This is a genomic window from Sphingobium sp. CECT 9361 (assembly GCF_918741285.1).
GTDB lineage: Bacteria > Pseudomonadota > Alphaproteobacteria > Sphingomonadales > Sphingomonadaceae > Sphingobium.
The window spans coordinates 1,079,991-1,098,107 of record NZ_CAKKNC010000001.1; the positions used below are offsets into that span (position 1 = coordinate 1,079,991).

General features: G+C 60.0%; 15 protein-coding genes. 8 read left to right on the plus strand and 7 right to left on the minus strand.

Features of this window, described 5'->3' with window-relative positions; genetic code table 11:
- Positions 1 to 201: 201 nt before the first annotated feature.
- On the plus strand, positions 202 to 1,254 hold the full coding sequence (locus LQ220_RS05020) for a PAS domain-containing sensor histidine kinase (RefSeq protein WP_230187158.1): 1,053 nt from the start codon (positions 202 to 204) through the stop codon (positions 1,252 to 1,254).
- Between the two features lie 52 nt (positions 1,255 to 1,306).
- On the opposite strand, the gene LQ220_RS05025 is transcribed toward LQ220_RS05020, so the two are convergent.
- On the minus strand, positions 1,307 to 3,619 hold the full coding sequence (locus tag LQ220_RS05025; RefSeq protein WP_230187159.1) for a TonB-dependent receptor: 2,313 nt from the start codon (positions 3,617 to 3,619) through the stop codon (positions 1,307 to 1,309).
- A gap of 292 nt (positions 3,620 to 3,911) precedes the next feature.
- On the opposite strand from LQ220_RS05025, the gene guaB reads away from it, so the two are divergent.
- Genes guaB through LQ220_RS05040 form a run of 3 tightly spaced genes read left to right on the plus strand, consistent with a single transcriptional unit; the run spans position 3,912 to position 7,126 of the window.
- Positions 3,912 to 5,369 (plus strand): IMP dehydrogenase, encoded by a 1,458-nt coding sequence (guaB, locus tag LQ220_RS05030; RefSeq protein WP_230187160.1) that lies wholly within the window; start codon positions 3,912 to 3,914, stop codon positions 5,367 to 5,369.
- Positions 5,370 to 6,551: an RsmB/NOP family class I SAM-dependent RNA methyltransferase gene (locus LQ220_RS05035; RefSeq protein WP_230187161.1), complete on the plus strand. Its 1,182-nt coding sequence runs from the start codon at positions 5,370 to 5,372 to the stop codon at positions 6,549 to 6,551. It abuts the gene before it with no gap.
- 56 nt (positions 6,552 to 6,607) lie between these two features.
- Entirely contained in the window at positions 6,608 to 7,126 is a 519-nt protein-coding gene (locus LQ220_RS05040; protein ID WP_230187162.1) for a tetratricopeptide repeat protein, read from the plus strand.
- A 32-nt stretch (positions 7,127 to 7,158) separates the two neighbouring features.
- Here LQ220_RS05040 and rsmA read toward each other — a convergent pair whose 3' ends face one another.
- From rsmA to lptD, 4 genes are all read right to left on the minus strand, one after another.
- Positions 7,159 to 7,983, minus strand: a complete 825-nt coding sequence (rsmA, locus tag LQ220_RS05045) for a 16S rRNA (adenine(1518)-N(6)/adenine(1519)-N(6))-dimethyltransferase RsmA (RefSeq protein WP_230187163.1) — start codon at positions 7,981 to 7,983, stop codon at positions 7,159 to 7,161.
- On the minus strand, positions 7,983 to 9,041 hold the full coding sequence (gene pdxA, locus LQ220_RS05050) for a 4-hydroxythreonine-4-phosphate dehydrogenase PdxA (protein ID WP_230187164.1): 1,059 nt from the start codon (positions 9,039 to 9,041) through the stop codon (positions 7,983 to 7,985). The genes rsmA and pdxA overlap by 1 nt, the downstream gene beginning before the upstream one ends.
- On the minus strand, positions 9,041 to 10,414 hold the full coding sequence (locus tag LQ220_RS05055; protein ID WP_230187165.1) for a peptidylprolyl isomerase: 1,374 nt from the start codon (positions 10,412 to 10,414) through the stop codon (positions 9,041 to 9,043). The genes pdxA and LQ220_RS05055 overlap by 1 nt, the downstream gene beginning before the upstream one ends.
- 133 nt (positions 10,415 to 10,547) lie before the next feature.
- The gene (gene lptD / locus LQ220_RS05060; RefSeq protein WP_230187166.1) at positions 10,548 to 12,857 is read right to left on the minus strand and encodes an LPS assembly protein LptD; all 2,310 of its coding nucleotides are present in this window, start codon (positions 12,855 to 12,857) and stop codon (positions 10,548 to 10,550) included.
- A gap of 184 nt (positions 12,858 to 13,041) precedes the next feature.
- Here lptD and LQ220_RS05065 point away from each other — a divergent pair, with 184 nt between their 5' ends.
- From LQ220_RS05065 to LQ220_RS05080, 4 genes are all read left to right on the plus strand, one after another.
- The gene (locus tag LQ220_RS05065; protein ID WP_230187269.1) at positions 13,042 to 14,490 is read left to right on the plus strand and encodes a leucyl aminopeptidase; all 1,449 of its coding nucleotides are present in this window, start codon (positions 13,042 to 13,044) and stop codon (positions 14,488 to 14,490) included.
- A complete protein-coding gene (locus tag LQ220_RS05070) occupies positions 14,490 to 14,927 on the plus strand; it encodes a DNA polymerase III subunit chi (RefSeq protein WP_230187167.1) in 438 nt (145 codons plus the stop codon). Before LQ220_RS05065 ends, LQ220_RS05070 begins: the two co-directional genes overlap by 1 nt.
- Before the next feature lie 82 nt (positions 14,928 to 15,009).
- On the plus strand, positions 15,010 to 15,432 hold the full coding sequence (ndk, locus tag LQ220_RS05075; protein ID WP_230187168.1) for a nucleoside-diphosphate kinase: 423 nt from the start codon (positions 15,010 to 15,012) through the stop codon (positions 15,430 to 15,432).
- Between the two features lies 1 nt (position 15,433).
- Positions 15,434 to 15,970 carry a GNAT family N-acetyltransferase gene (locus LQ220_RS05080; RefSeq protein WP_230187169.1) on the plus strand — a complete coding sequence of 179 codons (537 nt, stop codon included), beginning with the start codon at positions 15,434 to 15,436 and terminating at the stop codon, positions 15,968 to 15,970.
- On the opposite strand, the gene purN is transcribed toward LQ220_RS05080, so the two are convergent.
- Together purN and purM are read right to left on the minus strand one after the other, a co-directional pair.
- Positions 15,967 to 16,920 (minus strand): phosphoribosylglycinamide formyltransferase, encoded by a 954-nt coding sequence (gene purN, locus LQ220_RS05085; protein ID WP_230187170.1) that lies wholly within the window; start codon positions 16,918 to 16,920, stop codon positions 15,967 to 15,969. The two genes, LQ220_RS05080 and purN, sit on opposite strands and share 4 nt — an antisense overlap.
- Positions 16,921 to 16,974: 54 nt before the next feature.
- On the minus strand, positions 16,975 to 18,069 hold the full coding sequence (purM, locus tag LQ220_RS05090; RefSeq protein WP_230187171.1) for a phosphoribosylformylglycinamidine cyclo-ligase: 1,095 nt from the start codon (positions 18,067 to 18,069) through the stop codon (positions 16,975 to 16,977).
- Positions 18,070 to 18,117 lie beyond the last annotated feature (48 nt).

The window sequence follows — 18,117 nt, forward strand, 5'->3', positions numbered from 1 at the left end:
CAGTCTCCTAGCAAGCGTTCCTTAAAATGATGTTTACCTTAGTGCCTGCGTTCGATCGGGCGCACAAACAAGTCTTTGATTGAGTCGGGACGTGCTATGAAGGCTGCAGGCACTGATACTGCGCTTTCCACTATCTAAACTGCAGTGCTCCGACCGATGAAGGGCTTTCGCATTGCGAGCCTCCGGCACAGGGAGCTTTGCATGCCCGATAAAATTCGCGCGTCTTCGGAGGATGCCCAGAGCCTCAGTTTTGCAATTGTTGCCTCGTCCAGCGCTCCTTTGCTGTTGCTGGATGTCGAACTGCGCATACTGGCTGTCAGCGCTTCGTTTTGCGACGATTTCGCCATCGATCATGACCAGGCGGTCGGCCGACGACTGAGTCAGATTGGAGCGGGAGAGTGGGCGGTTCCGCAATTGGGGGCTTTGCTGCACGCCACAGCATCGGGTTCAGCCAATATCGACGGTTACCATATGGACCTTAAGCGGAACGGTCAGGACGTCCGGTCGCTGGTCATCCAGGCGCGCAAGTTGGATTATCGGGGCGGCGGGGATGTGCGACTGATAGTAACGATCATCGATGTGACCGATGCTGAAAATGCCGAGCGTGCCAAAGATGCCCTGATCGCCGAAAAGGGCGTGCTGCTGCAGGAAATTCAGCATCGGGTCGCCAACAGCCTTCAGATTATCGCCAGCGTACTCATGCAAAGCGCTCGTCGGGTCAATTCCGAAGAGAGCCGGATGCACCTTTCCGATGCGCACAATCGTGTGATGTCGATTGCGGCATTGCAACGCCATCTTGCCATAGCGCCTTCGGCGAACGTTTCTTTGCGTCCCTACCTGACTGACCTGTGCAGGAGTATAGGCGCTTCGATGATCCATGATCCTGAACGCATCACGCTCAAGGTCCGTTGCGACGATGTCACGAGTAGTAGCAATATGTCCGTGAGTCTGGGCCTGATCGTGACCGAATTGGTGATTAACGCGCTGAAACATGCGTTTCCCGACGACAGGAAGGGGCAGATATCGGTCGATTATAGTCCCAAAGGCGCAGGATGGACGCTGTCCGTAACGGACGACGGAGTTGGGATGTCGCGCGAGACTGACTCGCCGAAGGCAGGGCTAGGCACGACCATCGTGCAGGCTTTGGCCAAGCAACTGGGCGCGACGATCAGTGTTTCCGATTCTTCCCCCGGCACGGCGGTAAAGGTCATCCATTTGGGTGGCGACATTGCAGGACGTGCAAAAGCAGTCTGAAGGACAGGTCGCACCCTTTGGGAAGGACGGACGCGACCTGTCGCAGCGATGATCAGAACTTGCCGCTGAGCGATACGCCGATGACACGGGGATCGTTGAAAACGGCGGCCATGTAGTTTTCAATGACGCCCTTCAGGTTCTTTTCATTGGTTATGTTCCGGGCAAATACCGCGAATTCATAAGCGTTGTCAGGAGCGGCATAGCCGATCTTCAAGCCGCCTTCGAAGCTGTTCTTCGACGTAAATTCCTTGGTATCGTATAGAACAAAGCTGGTCTTACCCTGCATGTTCCAATCGGTAGCCGCAAAAACCTTGCCGCCGTTACCCAGGGGGATGTCATACCGTGCCGTAAGATTAAGATTGTATTCTGGCGCGTTCGGAAGAGGTTCCCCGTCGATCTGCGCGAAAACGGCAGGCTGGCCGAATACGGGAACAGTAATCGTGGGGTTGCCGACCGTGCAGACCACCACACCATTTAATGCACAGACCTGCGCGTACACGCGCTTGTCTTTGATTTCGCTATGCAACAGGCTGAGCCCAGCGGAAATCGAGAGGTTCTCGATGGGAGCCCAGTCCAGTTCTGCTTCCATACCATAGGCTTTCGCCTTGTCTGCGTTGAAGAGCACACCGTTGCCGTTGCTGTCGTTGCCGTTCAACTGGATGTCCTTGACCGTATAGGTGAAGGCGCTGGCATTGAAGCGCAGGGTATTGCTGATCTGGCTCTTGAAACCGGCTTCCCAAGACAGGATCGTTTCAGAATCGGCCGTTGTGAAGTCGGAATTGAATACTGCCGAACGACCCTGAATGGTGGGACCGCGGAAACCCTTCGCGACACGGGCATACAGGCTAAAGTCGGGGCTGACTTCATATAGCGCGCTTGCATCCCAGCTTGGCTTGCTGTCGGACAGCCGGACATAGCGGCGACCCCGGTAGCTGCTGACACCAGCCGCTGAGTCTGCTGTCTTAAGCAAACGTGTGCTCTTGGTATCGCGAGTGATGCGGCCACCGCCGGTCAGCGTCAAGTTGGGGAGGATTTCGTAGCTCAACTGGCCGAACAACGCCCAGGACGTATTGATGTTGTGCAGTCGCACCCAGTTGTTGGGGTTTCCTGCTGCTGTCGTCAGAAAATAGGCGCGTTGATAAAAATCGGTCGTGTCACGCGAATCGAAATACATGCCGCCGAACTGATATTTCAGGCCTGAATCTCCGTTGCTGGACAAGCGCACTTCCTGTGTCCACTGGTCCAGATCGCGGATCTGGCCCTGGCTCTGGCCAAAGCCGTTGGCCACGCCGTTGACCGGGAAATTGGCAGCTGCGCCACCATCGGTGTCGCCGCGACTGTATCCCGATGTGGTTTCGTAGGCTGTGATAGACGTCAGCGTGACTGGGCCAAAATCATAGGTAGCCTTCAGCGAGCTGCCATAAGTGTCGTAGGCCTGCGGGTTGTTACGTCCCTCGTCCAGCGCAATGACGGTGCGCGGTTCGTTCGACACATCATTCGAACCCTTTTTGATAGCAGCACGGTGGAAGATAGTGGACGTGCCGTCATAGCTGCGCGCATGGCCGGACAGGAGGATCGATGTCTGTTCGTTCGGCGTGGCGAGCAGCTGAACGCGGACATCGCGTTCGTTATAGCCGCCCATAGCGTCCTTTTTCGGTGACACGGTGCCATCGGCGCTCGGCCCGGCATAGACGTTGTCGACCCAGTCGTCGCGATGCTGGTACAGTGCGGAAACGCGGAAAGCGAGCTTGTCCTGGATAAGCGGGCCGCCAACGCCACCGTCGAAGGTTACCGTATTGTAGCTACCATAGCTGGCCGACGCGCGGCCTTCATATGTCGTCAGGTTCGGCTTGATGCTGTCGAACTTGATGATGCCTGCGGTCGTATTGCGACCGAAGAGCGATCCTTGCGGACCGCGCAGCACTTCGACCTGGCTCATGTCGAACACGGGGTTCGATTTGAGCACGACATGCTCCAGCACGACGTCGTCCTGAATGATCGAAACGGGCTGCGACGCCCCCAGGTAAAAGTCTATATTGCCAAGGCCGCGAATGTAAAAGCGTGGGAAAATGCGCCCCGTGGTCGTTTCGGCATACAGGCCAGGTACGCGGCCAGACAAGGCGAGGATATCGTCACCGCCGCTCTGGAAGTCGCGCAGCTTGTCGCCGGCGACCACGCCGACAGACAACGGCACCTTCTGCAGATTTTCGGAGCGACGCTCCGCAGTGACGACGATGTCGCCAAGCTGCGACTCGTCGGCAGCGGGCGCCGTGGCATCCTGCGCGCGCGCGACTGTGCCCATGGAAAGTGCGCTGAACGCTGCGGTAAGCAGCAAGGCCGACCGGCCATATTTGGAGTGCGACACGAGATATTCCCCTATGGAAGATGGTTGGCTGGTAACGACGGCAATCTTGCTCGTCGTTGACTGACTCCCCTGATGGCGCGGCGCTAACCTTCCTTTATGTCTGATTCGTGACACTATGTTGCGGAGTTTGTCAGGTGTTGCTGCGGCGCAACAGAGCGACGATTGCGCCTGCTCCAACAAAATGTCGCGGTGCACTAGCCCACACGAGCCATAATGGTTACATGGACCGCCACATGATCCCCCTGCGTACGGCCCTGTCTGCCGAGCGCCCGCACAGAAAGTGGCTTAACCCATGGACATTCGCCTTGGTCTGACATTCGACGACGTTCTCCTGCAGCCAGGGGAATCGGACGTCATGCCGAGCCAGGTCGATACCAGCACGCACATCACCAAGAGCATCAAGCTGAACATTCCGGTGCTGTCGTCCGCTATGGATACCGTCACCGAAGCCGATATGGCGATTGTCATGGCGCAACTTGGCGGCATCGGCGTTCTCCATCGCAACCTGACGGTGGAGCAGCAGGCGTCGGCAGTGCGCGCGGTGAAGCGCTTCGAAAGCGGGATGGTCGTCAATCCGATCACGATCACGCCCGATGCGACCCTGGCTGATGCGCAGATGCTGATGACACGCCACCGGATTTCCGGGATTCCCGTGGTGGAAGCGTCCGGCAAGCTGGTCGGTATCCTGACCCATCGCGACACGCGCTTTGCGGAAAATCCCAAGCAGCCGGTCAGCGAACTGATGACCAAGGATAATCTGGCGGTAGTGCCTGCTGGCGTGACGCAGGACGATGCGCGGCGGCTGTTACATCAGCGCCGTATCGAAAAGCTGCTTGTCGTGGATGAGGCCTATCACTGTGTGGGTCTGATTACCGTCAAGGATATGGAAAAGGCTGTCAATTATCCCCAAGCGACCAAGGATGGCACGGGTCGGCTGCGTGTTGCCGCCGCAACCACTGTGGGGGATACGGGCTTTGAACGCACCGAAGCATTGATCGACGCGGAATGCGATCTGATCGTGCTGGACACGGCGCATGGCCATAGCAAGCAAGTGTCCGCTGCTGTCGAACGCATCAAGCGCCTTTCCAATTCGGTGCAGGTCGTGGCGGGCAACGTAGCTACGGCCGAAGCGACGCGCGCACTGATCGATGCGGGCGCGGATTGTGTGAAGGTGGGTATCGGGCCGGGGTCGATTTGTACGACGCGTGTCGTTGCCGGCGTGGGCGTGCCCCAGCTCACCGCGGTCATGGACTCTGCTGAAGAGGCGTTCAAATCGGGTATTCCGGTCATCGCCGACGGCGGTCTGCGTACCAGCGGCGACTTGGCCAAGGCGCTGGCGGCGGGAGCAAGCTGCGTCATGGTCGGTTCGCTGCTGGCCGGGACCGAGGAAGCGCCTGGCGAGACATTCCTGTATCAGGGCCGTGCGTACAAGAGCTATCGCGGGATGGGCAGCGTCGGCGCGATGGCGCGTGGCAGCGCCGACCGCTATTTCCAGCAGGATATCAAGGACCAGATGAAGCTGGTGCCCGAAGGTATCGAAGGTCAGGTGCCGTTCAAGGGACCGGCCAAGGATGTCATTCACCAGCTTGTCGGCGGGGTAAAGGCAGCGATGGGCTATACCGGCAGCCGGACTCTTCCCGATCTTCGCGAGCGCGCCCGCTTCGTGCAGATTACCAATGCGGGCCTTTCCGAAAGCCATGTTCATGACGTTACCATCACACGCGAAGCCCCCAATTATCCGACGCGGTAAATGATTCCCGCAGCGCGGGTGCAGGCCGCAATCGACCTGCTCGACGAAGTGGTGCTGTCCGCTCGCGATGGCGGTCCCGCCGCCGACACGCTGATAGCCCGATATTTCAAGACGCGGCGCTATGCCGGGTCGAAGGACCGGCGCGCTGTCCGCGATCTGGTGTACGATGCCATTCGTCGTGCGGGCGAGCGCCCCGAAAGCGGGCGTGCGGCGATGCTGGGTCTCTTGCAGGATCAACCCGATCTTGCCGCGCATTTCGACGGATCGCCTCACGGCCCTGCCGCCATTGTCGAAGGCGAAAAGCCGACGAACGGTCGCCTCGTCCCACGTTGGATCGCGCCGCTGCTGTCTGACTTGATCGATGCGCGGGAGCGCACGGCGCTGTTGGCACGCGCTCCGCTCGATGTGCGCGTGAACAGGCTGAAGGCGACGCGCGACGAGGTGGCGGGGATGCTGTCCGATGCGACTGTCATCGATTCGCTGCCCGACGCACTGCGTCTGCCGGAAGGCTACCCGCTCGAAAAAAGCGATGCATGGGATCAGGGTCTGGTCGAAGTACAGGACGCCGGTAGCCAGATCATTGCCGCGACCTGCGGTGCGCAGCCGGGCATGACTGTCATCGATCTATGCGCGGGTGCGGGGGGCAAGACCTTGGCCCTTGCCGCCGCGATGGAGGGGCAGGGCACACTGATAGCGGCCGATACGGTGCGGTCGCGGCTTCAGCGCCTGACACCGCGCGCCGAACGGGCGGGGGCGGGCTTCATCGAAACCCTGCTGCTCGATCAGGGACGTGAAGGCGCTGCGCTGGGCAGCTATGAGGGCAAGGCGGACATCGTGCTCGTGGATGCGCCATGTTCCGGCACAGGCACATGGCGGCGCAATCCCGAAGCGCGCTGGCGCCTGACGCCCGACCGGCTGACGCGGCTGACGGTGGAGCAGGCCCGCATTCTCGATATCGCTGCGCCGCTGGTGCGCGACGGCGGTCGTCTCGTGTACGCTGTGTGCGCTCTTACCGATCGCGAAGGCCGCAATCAGGTGGATGCCTTTTTGAAGCGGCATCCCGGATGGACGGCCGTGCCGGTTGGCGGCGCGGTCGGGCGGGTCTGGGGCATGGGACAGTTGCTAACGCCGCATCATGATGGCACGGATGGTTTTTTCCTGGCGGTGCTGGAAAAGTCTTAATGGACAAACACGCGCGAAACGGTGAAAATCCGGCGGAATCGATGCTGGAGACTATCATGCGTTTCACCCCTGCCACTGTTGCCCTTGCTGTCCTGCTCGCCACTGTGTCGAGTGTCGGGATCAGCCAGCGGCCGGATGCGCAGATCGACCCCGTGTCGCTTGAATGGCTGAAAAAGGGGGAGGCCGCGCAGCAGGCAGGCGATCTTTCCGGTGCTACCGATGCAATGGAAACAGCACTCGCTATCGATCCCCGTAACCGTGGTGCCTATTTAGGTCTGGGGAAGGTCGCGCGTGCGCAAGGTCTGCAGGGGAAGGCGATCCGCTATTATCGCGAGGCATTGCTGCTCGATCCGACCGATGTTCATGCCCTTGCGGGGCAGGGGCAGGCGATGGTGGAAAAGGGTGCCATAGCCAAGGCGCGCGAAAATCTGGCGCAGGTGAAAAACCTCTGTAAAGATGGCTGCGCAGCGGCAACGCAGCTTGCGGCTACCATCGACAAAGGTGTGCCGCCGACGGTGCTGACGGCCAAGGATGTTGTGCCGACACCGACGGTCGTTCCAACCAAGCAACCCTAAAATCCTGCCTGGGGCAGTGAGCGTGCGTTCGCTTACTGGCTTAAAATGCGCGCAACCGTTACAAATTCTGCAATCGTCAATGTCTCGGCCCGACGTTGCGAGTCGATCCCTGCGGATTCCAGCGCGGCAAGACCGCCCGGAAGTCCTTTCAGGCTTTGCCGCAACATCTTGCGACGCTGACCGAACGCCGCAGCGGTCAGGCGCTCCAGATGTTTGAAATCGACTCCCTCCGGCTGCGGGGCAGGTTCGATGTGAACGACCGCGGACATCACCTTGGGCGGAGGCGTGAAGGCACTGCGGTGCACCTTCATCGCAATGCGCGGCGTCGACCGCCATTGGCTGAGGACCGCAAGACGACCGTAATGATCGCTGTTGGGCTGAGCCACGATCCGCTCGGCAACCTCGTGCTGAAACATGAGCGTCAGCGATGCCCACCACGGTTGCCAGTCCGCCGATAGCCAGCCGACAAGCAATGCCGTGCCGACATTATAGGGAAGGTTGGCCACGATATGCGCGCCTTCGCCCGCCACGCTACGCGCGTCCACGGCCATGGCATCGCCTTCGATTACGGTAAGCCGATCGGGAAAAGCGGCGTCCAGTTCGGCCAGGGCCGGCAGGCATCTGCGGTCGCGCTCTACTGCAACCACGCGCGCGCCCGTGCGTAACAAGGCGCGGGTTAGGCCGCCGGGGCCGGGGCCGACTTCATAGGCCGTCGCGTTCTGCAGCGGTCCAGGAATAGCAGCTATGCGGTCGAGCAATTGCTCGTCGAGCAGAAAGTTCTGCCCGAGCGCTTTGCTTGCCTGAAGCCCGTGCGCGGCAATAACTTCCCGCAGAGGCGGTAGCTTCGGCAGGGACATCAGGCCTCAGCAGAGGCAAGAGCGGCGGAATCGGCGGCGCGACGATGGTTTGCCGCTTCCCCCGCCATGCGGATCGCGGCGATCATCGCGCCGGGATTGGCGCTGTTGGTTCCGGCAATACCGAATGCCGTGCCATGATCGGGCGATGTCCGGATGATCGGCAGGCCCAGCGTCATGTTTACGCCTTCGTCGAAATGCAGCGTCTTGACCGGGATAAGTGCCTGATCGTGATACATGCACATGCACACGTCATAGGTCTTGCGCGCGCGGCTGTGAAACAGGGCATCGGCAGCATGGGGGCCGGTCACATCGATCCCATCCGCCCGCAGCGAGGCGATGGCCGGGGCGATCACATCGATCTCTTCCCGCCCCAATGCGCCGTTTTCTCCGGCATGCGGGTTGAGGCCGGTCATTACGAGGCGGGGCTTGGCTATGCCGAAATTGCGCTGCAGACCCTTCGCGGTGGCGATGGTGCGCGCACGGATGAGATCGATTGTCAGTGCGCGTGGTACGTCGGCTAATGCCAGGTGAATGGTTATCGGCACCACCCGCAACGATGGTCCTGCGAGCATCATCACCGCATTGTCATGCGATACGCCACAGCGTTCGGCGATGAATTCTGTCTGGCCGGGATGCGAAAAGCCGACACCATAAAGTTGCGTCTTGCCGACGGGGGCCGTGATTATTCCAGCCGCAGACCCTGAACGGGCAAGGCCGACAGCACATTCGAGCGCCTGTAGAGCAGCGCGGGCGCCATCGGAGCTGGCTTCACCCGGCACGATGGAACCTGCGTTGGCTACGCGCAAACATGGCAGCGCGTTGGGGAAGGCCGCATGCGCTTCCTCCGGCCCCTCGATTTCGCGCATCGGGCCGCCCCAAACGGCTTTTATTGCCGCAGGATCGCCGACGGCGAAGAAGCACGACAGGTTCCGCGCTTCGCGCATGCCCCATGCCTTAGCGACTATTTCCGCCCCAATGCCCGCCGGGTCGCCCAGCGAAATGGCAAAGGGGGCAATCGGTGAGGACGAAAGGTCGGACAGTGCCTCGCCCTCACTCATCAGTTATAGTCGATCACCGCATCGCGGCGAAGATCGCGCAGATAGATACGCGCGCGCTTATTCACGCGCTCTTCCTCCATCTGAGCCTGAATTTGTTCAGAAGAAGGAGCACCAGCAGCGGCTGCGTCGTCGCGACCGCACAGCACGAGAACGCGCACGCCGTCTTCTACCGAACCGAAGGGCGGCGTGGACTGGCCGATCTGCAAGCCCAGCAGCATTTCCTGCAGCGGCCCAGGCAAATCGCGGATTTTGACATTGTCGTTGTCCACGACATCGGCGCCCAGTTTTGCGCCAACGTCATTGGCCGCACCGCAACCCTGAATTGCCTTGGTCTGAGACGCAAAGCTGGCTGCACGATCCGTGGCCTGCTCCTTCGTCGTTCCCTTCGGAAATGCGATTGAGAGCTGCTTGAGGCTCAATAGCGCATCTCTTGGATCGGCGGTCAGAACCTTGCGCTTGTCCATGACGTACAACAGCGATACGCCGCCCGGCACGGAGATAGGTCCGGCGATTTGCCCCACTTCCATCTCGGTTGCAGCCGTGGCAAGTTCGTCGGGCAACTGCGCAGGGCGGACCCAACCCAGATCGCCGCCTACCGCCGCCGTGGAGGCTTCGGAAAACTGGCGCGCATAGGCAGCGAAGGAGCCGCCCTTACGAATCTGATCGATGATGTTGCGTGCGTTGGCTGAGATCTGCGCGGCATTTTCCGGTGTGGCAGACAGGTAGATTTCGCCGATCCGGAATTCGTCCGTACCCTTTGCCGCATTTAGCCGGTCAACGACGGATTTCACTTCGTCCTCGCCAACGTTGACGAACGGCTGCACATTGCGTCGCAGCAGGCGGTTCCAGGCCAATTCGCCTTCAATCTGGCGCTTGATGCTCGCGGACGAACTGCCCTGTTGACGCAGATAGGCTTCGAAGTCTTTCGGGCTTTTGCGGAAATTGGCAGCCACGCGCTCGTAGCTTTGTTCGACTTCAGCCGGATCGACCTTGATGCTGTTGGCAGCGGCTTCTTGGATCTGCAGCGTTTCGTCGATAAGGTTGCGCAGAACCTGCACGCGAAGACGTTCTTTTTCCTCGTCCGCAACCTTTCCGCCGTTAGCGGTGATTATAAGCGCGAGGCGCTGATCGATATCGGTTCCTGTGATAATCGAACCGTTGACGATTGCAGTCGCCTTACGGACGTTCGGGTCGCCCTTGCCGAAAATCGTCATGTTCTTCGGCAGGTCGAGGGCGGAGGAAGGCGCGCTACCTTCATCGGGAACCGTCTGTGCCAATGAAGACACCCCCACGGACAGCATGGCCATCGCTAGCAAGGAAGCCCGTAGAGCGGCAAATCGGGGCCGACGCGCGGCAGAAATAGAACCTATCATCGGCGAAATATACTCTCCAACTCGTACCCGCAGATGCCGGGATGCACCTTATGACAATCTACGTCTTAACCCGGCCTGAGCGAAATCGCTGACGGACAGGATATGCCCATCGCGCAAAATTCACCTCAACCCTTTATATCCCAAGATTGCGAAAAGCCAGCCGCAGGAGGAAAGTGTTGCCCTGCTTCGCGTCGCCGGTCGTGCGATAGTCGCGGCGCCAGGTCAGGCCGAACTCCAGACAGTCGTCGGCATAAGAAACGCCGACCCTATGCCGCAGCGGCTGATACCCATCCGAAATCGAAATGGGATCCTCCCGCGCATCCGTTAGATCGATCACAGTCGATCCGAATAGCGACCAGAAGCGAGTCACCTGTACCCTGCCACCTAAACGGACTTCCTCGCGATCCTGCAAATCTTCAAGCGCGGCGGACGCATTGCGGTTAAGGCGGAGGTATCCGACGGTCGCATAGGTCTTGTCCGTGCCGACTGTGGCGTCCAGTTCGTTTCGGCGAATGCCCAGACTGTCCTTATCCAGTCGATAGCGATGAACGAAGCGAACGAAATCGGTGAACTTTACCGTCGTGCGGCCGACTACGTCCGAGACGCGCTCCGATAGGCCGGTGCCATCGGGGAAGAGATTAGGCCGACGATCCAGGCGGTAGCTCTGGCCTATCACAGTGCTGATCGAGAGGTTCTTCCTGTCGAGCTGATATTCGAAGCCGTAAGTGATTCGCGTGGAATCCTCGAACCGATCGTATCCGGGGAAACGATTGAGCGAGAAAAGATTGCTGTCTTCCAGATCGACGGCGCGTGCATCCTCGTTCGGGACAGACAGATTGGCGAGACGTGGCGCGGCCACGATTTGGACGCGAGGTGTAATGCGCTGCGTGCCGCCAAACGCCGCGCCGATGAAGGGCCAGCGGATGTCGACGGCTGCCGCAGCAATGCCGCGCGTTTCCCAGCCACTATTGCCGCGATAGCTGACCGTCTCGGTAAGATTATTTTGATCGCTGTGATAGACGTCGCCACGCAAGTAACCGGTGAAAGTCACTTCCTGACCCAGCCCGCTGAGCTTGCGCAAACTCCACTCTGCCCCGACGAATGCGCGTTGTGTATCCTGCCCCTCGGTCCGTGTTATTGCGAGGGAATTGGCTTGCAGTTGAATACGCCCACCCAGAACCGGGTCGGTCAGACGCAGGCGATAGTCGACAATCGGCAAGGCGACCGGAACCTGGCCCTGATCGTCGTTGGCGCGCAGCGTTTGTGTCGCCCAGCCTGACAGCGAGAAATAGCTGTTCGCATCAATGCGCTCGGCCTGAAGGGTCGAGCGTAGACGATCGTCGCGGCTGATGTCGTAGCGCCGCAGGAAGGTACGGTCGGTAGCAGTACGGATCGATCCGCTGACGCTCCATTCGGGGTCCAGTTGCAGCCGACCGCTGGCGTCCAGATAGCCACGGAAACCCTTTTGGGAATTTACCGTAGGATCTGTGTTCGACGCTGGCAGGCGCGAGCCATAGGTGGCATATCCGGTGATCTGATACGCGCCATTGTCCAGCAGTGCGCGATAATTGGCTGCCACCATTGGAAGCGCTTCGGAAAACACACGCGGGGTGATTGTGAGGTCGCGATTCGGCGCGATGCGAATATAATAGGGAATGGCGGCTTCCAAGCCGTTGACCCGATCGTAGCGCAGGTCCGGGACAAGCAATCCATTGCCGCCGCCTTCGCCGACTGGGTGGGAAAGCCCGGGCAACGGGATCAGCGGCAAGCCGAACAGTTCGATCTTTGCATTGGTATAGGAAACACGCTGACGGACGGGATCATAGACCACCTTGACCGCTTTGATCTGCCACGTCGGCTCTTTCGGGCAGCCCGCGCTGTCTTCGACGGAGCAACCGGTATAGGCTGCGCGGTTTAGGGTGTAGACGCCATTCACCCGTGACGCTTTGGCTGCGGCAAGCCGCCCGCCGCTGTCCAGCACCAGCAGCATGTTCTCGACGAGGCCGTCCTTAAGCGTGTCGGTTACATCGACCTTGTCGCCATAGGCGATGTTGCCTTCGGGATCGGTGATCGACACATTGCCATTGGCGACGACCTTGCCGCTTTTGCGTTCCCATGTCACGCCATCGGCGCGCAGGCGGTTGCCTTGCCGCACCATCTGCACATTGCCGCTGGCGGTAACGATGTCCGCGTCGGAATCATATTCCAGCTTGTCTGCCGAAAATGCGATTTCCTCATCCGTTGCAGGCGTCGGCGTGTCGGCGGCAGCCAGTGATTTGGGAGGCTCGTTCAATATCTGCCCTGCCGCAGGCGTCGCGCCGACAGCCAAGAATAAGGTGGGAAGGGCCAGAGCCCAGGTCACACTATGCGTCGCTACTGACGGACCGGAGAGGCGATTACGGCTGTTCATGAAGGGTACGGACGCACTTTCAGTGTGATGCACTGACGCCTATTGCATTGCTTCGCGCCGCCCGCAATCGTCATGACGACTATCGAGAAACGGAAAATTACATGAAGCGCTTTGCCACAGCGACCGGCGCGCACTATCTCACCATCCTATCCCTTTGCCAGAATATCCCATATCGGGTTGTTGGCACCCCTGTTTGCTCATGGAAAGAATGACCCTGATGGACATCAAGATCAGCCCGTCCCGCCCCACAAATGCCGACACGCTGGTGTTTGCCGTTCCCAAGGACGGGCTTACCTCTGTAGGCGTTGCGGCATCGCGGACGCTGGTCGATGGCGCGCGTGCTGCACGGTTTTCAGGCGATGCGGGGACAACCTTCGAGAGTTTCGTCGAAGAGGCGGGCCAGACTGTCCGGGTTGTCCTTCTTGGCACCGGCAATGGCAGCGATGCTGACATCGAGAAGGCGGGTGGCGCGTTGACGGCGCGACTGGCCACTTCGGGCGCGACGCATGCGGCAGTAGAATTCCCGATGGCCGCCAGCGCTGCCGCAGCATCACGTTTGGCTTTCGGTGCGCGCTTGCGCGGGTGGCGGATCGACACCTACCGCACGCGCCTTCCGGAAAAGGCCAAGCCTACTCTTACGGCGATCACCGTCGTGAACGGCGTTGGCGAAGCGGAATGGGCGGCACTGTCCGCCGTGGCCGATGGCGTGGCCTTCACGCGCGAGTTGGTGTCGGAACCGGCCAATATCCTTTATCCCGAAAGCTTCGTGGAACGATGCCAGCATCTGACCGAGCTGGGCGTCGAGATCACGGTGCTGGACGAAGCGCAGATGACCGAACTGGGCATGGGTTCCCTGCTGGGCGTAGCGCAGGGGTCGGCGCGCAAGCCGCGCATCATCGCCATGCGCTGGGACGGGACGAACGGCGCACAAGCCAAGCCGGTTGCTTTCGTCGGCAAGGGCGTGACGTTCGACTCCGGCGGTATCTCCATCAAGCCTGGCCCCGGCATGGAAGACATGAAATGGGACATGGGCGGCGCTGGCGCTGTTGCGGGTGCGATGAAGGCTCTGGCGGGCCGCAAGGCGAAGGCGCATGTGGTCGGGATCTGCGGTCTTGTGGAGAATATGCCCGACGGTAACGCGCAGCGGCCCGGTGACATCGTCACATCTATGTCGGGGCAGACCATCGAAGTTCTGAATACGGACGCAGAAGGACGTTTGGTCCTTTGCGATGTGATCACCTGGACCCAGAAGCAGTTCGCGCCCGATGTCATCGTGGATCTCGCCACGCTGACGGGTGCAATGATGATCGCGCTGGGCGATCAGAACGGCGGGCTGTTTGCCAATGACGACGGTCTGGCCGACGATCTGATCGCGGCAGGCAAAGCCGCAGGCGAGACGCTCTGGCGCTTCCCGTTGTCCGATGCTTACAACAAGCTGATCGACAGCCCGATTGCCGACATGAAGAATATCGGACCGCGTTTTGCCGGGTCCATCACCGCGGCGCAGTTCATCAAGCGCTTTGTGGACGAAGGCGTGAAATGGGCGCATCTCGACATTGCCGGGATGGTGTGGGCGGACAAGCCCGGCCCGGTGTGCGACAAGGGCGCGACCGGCTATGGGGTGCGCCTGCTGGATCGTCTGGTGGCCGACAAGTTCGAGATGTAATGCAAGTCGACTTCTATCAGTTGAGCCGCGATCCGGTGGACAAGGTGCTTCCCGCGATTGCGGCGAAGGTGCTTGCCACCGGTGAACGGCTGCTGGTGGTTGCGGCAGAGGCTGAGCGAAGGGAAGCAATCTCGCAAGGGCTTTGGAGAGCAGATCCGGCGAGCTTCCTAGCGCATGCTGAAGCCGACGAAAGCAATGACGCGCTACAGCCAATCCTGCTTTCCGAGATCTGCGAACCAACCAATCAGGCGCGCTTTGTTGCGCTGGCTGACGGAACCTGGCGCGAGGAAGTTCTGGGCTTCGACCGTGCTTTTTACTTCTTCGATCATTTGACCATCGACGGTGCACGGCAAAGCTGGCGTGCGCTTCGTGGGCGGGAAGGCGTGGAAGCGCGTTTCTTCCGGCAGGAGGGCGGCAAATGGTTGCAGGATGCATGACGTTTAACAACCTTGCGACATTCGCATTGCGCCGCTAAAGCGCGCCCACCCAATCCCCATATATCTTCGGAGTTTTATCGCCATGGCCGCGACCCGCACTTTCTCGATCATCAAGCCGGACGCAACGCGCCGCAACCTGACCGGTGCCGTCACCAAGATGCTGGAAGACGCCGGTTTGCGCGTCGTCGCGTCAAAGCGCATCCAGATGACCAAGGAACAGGCTGAAGGCTTCTATGCCGTTCACAGCGAACGTCCTTTCTTCGCCGATCTGGTGTCCTTCATGATTTCCGGTCCTGTGGTCGTACAGGTTCTGGAAGGCGAAGACGCCGTGAAGCGCAACCGCGACATCATGGGCGCAACCAACCCTGCCAATGCCGATGCGGGCACGATCCGCAAGGAACTGGCCGAATCGATCGAAGCCAATTCCGTCCACGGTTCGGACAGCGAAGAAAATGCCGCGACCGAAATCGCGTATTTCTTCAAGCCGGAAGAAATCGTCGGCTGATTTGCGCGACGTAGTCGAAACTGCGCCCTGCATAAGGGCATGTGACGCCGCCGATGCCGCGATTCTCTCGCTCATCGGCGGCGCTACTTTTCTTGAGACATTCGGTGACAGCATCGATGCTGCGAATCTCCTTGCGCATGCGCAGGGGCCGCATGGCGTCGCTTATTATGAAACGCTGCTCGGCGATCCTGATACGCGATGCTGGCTGGCGGAATTGCCCGGCACCCAGGCGCCAATCGGTTATCAGGTATTGACGACGCCTGACATCGACCTTGCGGTTGCGGGGGATGTCGAACTCAAGCGCATCTATATCTTCTCACGCTATCATGGCGGTGGTTTGGCTAAACAGATGGTCGGACGTGCTGTTGAAGCCGCGACAGCGATGGGAAAGCAGCGCATGTTGCTGGGTGTATATGGTGAAAACCACCGCGCCATCGCGTTCTACCGCAAGATGGGTTTCGACATGATTGGCGACCGGCGATTTACGGTTGGTGCCCAAACCTTTTACGACAAGGTGATGGCGCGGCCTTTGGCTTAGAATTGGTCGGCGATATCCAGCATTTTGGTCAAGCGCTTGGGCGCTGACAAGCGCCAGCTTTTGCGCAGCCATTCGCCGATATGCTCCCAATCCATACTGCCACTCCCCAGATCGATGCCGATCCAGCCGGATGGGCCAAGATAGGCAGGGCGATAATAGAGATCGGGATCGCGCTCGATCAGCATGGCCTGCTCTTCCACCCCGCTCGATTTGACGAGCAATCCGATAATGCCGTCATGATGATGGTCGTAGCTGAAGTATGCGAAGAACTTGCCGCCCTCGACGAAGAAGCCGGGGCTGCCATGCGAAGTTTTTTCGTTCGCTTCGGGTAGGGCAAGCGCCAGTTCCCGCACTTTGCCCAATAGCCATTCGGGGTTGCGTTCGCGACTTACGAAGTCGGCCAGAACGCGGGCGTAAAGTTGATGTTCGGCAAAGACCACGCGATTTGCGAGGTTTTCTGCGGTTTCTTCCGGCAGAATGGCGATGCGCAACTGGCCGAGGACCGGGCCATCGTCCAATTCGGCGGTGACGAGATGGACGGAACAGCCGCCGTGGCTGTCCCCTGCAGCGATAGCGCGCGCATGCGTATCTAGCCCCTTGTATTTCGGCAGCAAGGAAGGGTGAATGTTGAGCATCCGACCTTCCCACTTCTGAACAAACTCGGTGGACAGGATACGCATGTAGCCTGCGAGCGCGACATAGTCGGCTCCGGACTCTTTGAGTTGTGCATCGATGATTGCGTCAAAGCTGGTGCGATCCAGCCCCTTGTGACTACGTCCGAAGGTCGGGACGCCTTCCGCAGCGGCCAGCGCAAGGCCAGGGGCGTCCGGATCGTTTGATGCCACGAGGACGACTTCGTACGGACAGTCCGGCAATTTGGCGGCATAGAGCAGCGCCATCATGTTCGATCCGCGACCGGAAATCAGAATGGCGACTTTGGCTTTGGTCATCCGGGAAACGCCTCTCATGACTTCACCAACATACGGCATGCGGGCGGACAGTCATCATCCCTTATGCGTTGCGACCCATGCCGTTTTGGCGCTCCATGTTTCTACAGAACCCCGAACAGTGCAGCCCTTTTCGCCTGCTTCGACTTGCCCGATGCGGTACACGGTTTCGCCCGCTTCGGTCAGCGCTGCGGTCACCCCGGCAACTTCCGATTCGTCGACTGCCAGCACCATACCGATGCCGCAGTTGAACGTGCGCGCCATCTCTTCCGGCTCGATATGCCCCTGGGCCTGCAGATAGGCCATCAACCGCGGCTGTTCCCACGCATCGGCATCGACAACGGCATGGCTGCCTTCGGGCAGAACGCGGGGGATGTTTTCCAGAAGGCCGCCGCCGGTAATATGGGCAAGCGCATGGATTTTTCCGCTGCGCACCAAAGGCAGCAAGGATTTGACGTAGATGCGGGTCGGCGCCATCAGCGCGTCGATCAACAGCACTTCATTGTCGAACAGCGACGGACGATCCAGCTTCCACCCCTTGTCAGCGGCGAGGCGGCGGACGAGGGAGAAACCGTTGGAATGAACGCCGGACGACGCCAGGCCTAGCAGAACGTTGCCGGGAGCGACCCGCGATCCGGTAAGCGCCTGCGACCGTTCCACTGCGCCAACGCAGAACCCTGCCAGATCATAATCGCCCGGTGCATACATGCCGGGCATTTCAGCCGTTTCGCCGCCAATCAGCGCGCAGCCTGCAATCCGGCAGCCTTCCGCGATGCCTGCAATGACGCGCTCGGCAACGCCGCTTTCCAGCTTGCCGGTGGCGTAATAATCCAGAAAGAACAGCGGCTCGGCGCCTTGCACAATCAGATCGTTGGCGCACATGGCGACGAGATCGATGCCTACGCCGTCGTGGCGATTATGATCGATGGCGAGTTTCAGCTTCGTGCCGACCCCATCATTGGCTGCGACCAACAGCGGATCGGTATAGCCCGCGGCCTTAAGGTCGAAGAAACCGCCAAACCCGCCAAGCTCGGCATCTGCGCCGGGGCGGCGTGTCGCCTTGGCCAGCGGCGCGATTGCGCGGACAAGGGCATTGCCAGCGGCAATATCGACGCCCGCCTGGGCATAGCTATAGGATGTGTCGTCGCTCATGTGGACAAGCGCCTAGTCATTTGGGCGATTTTATCAAGGGACTTGGCT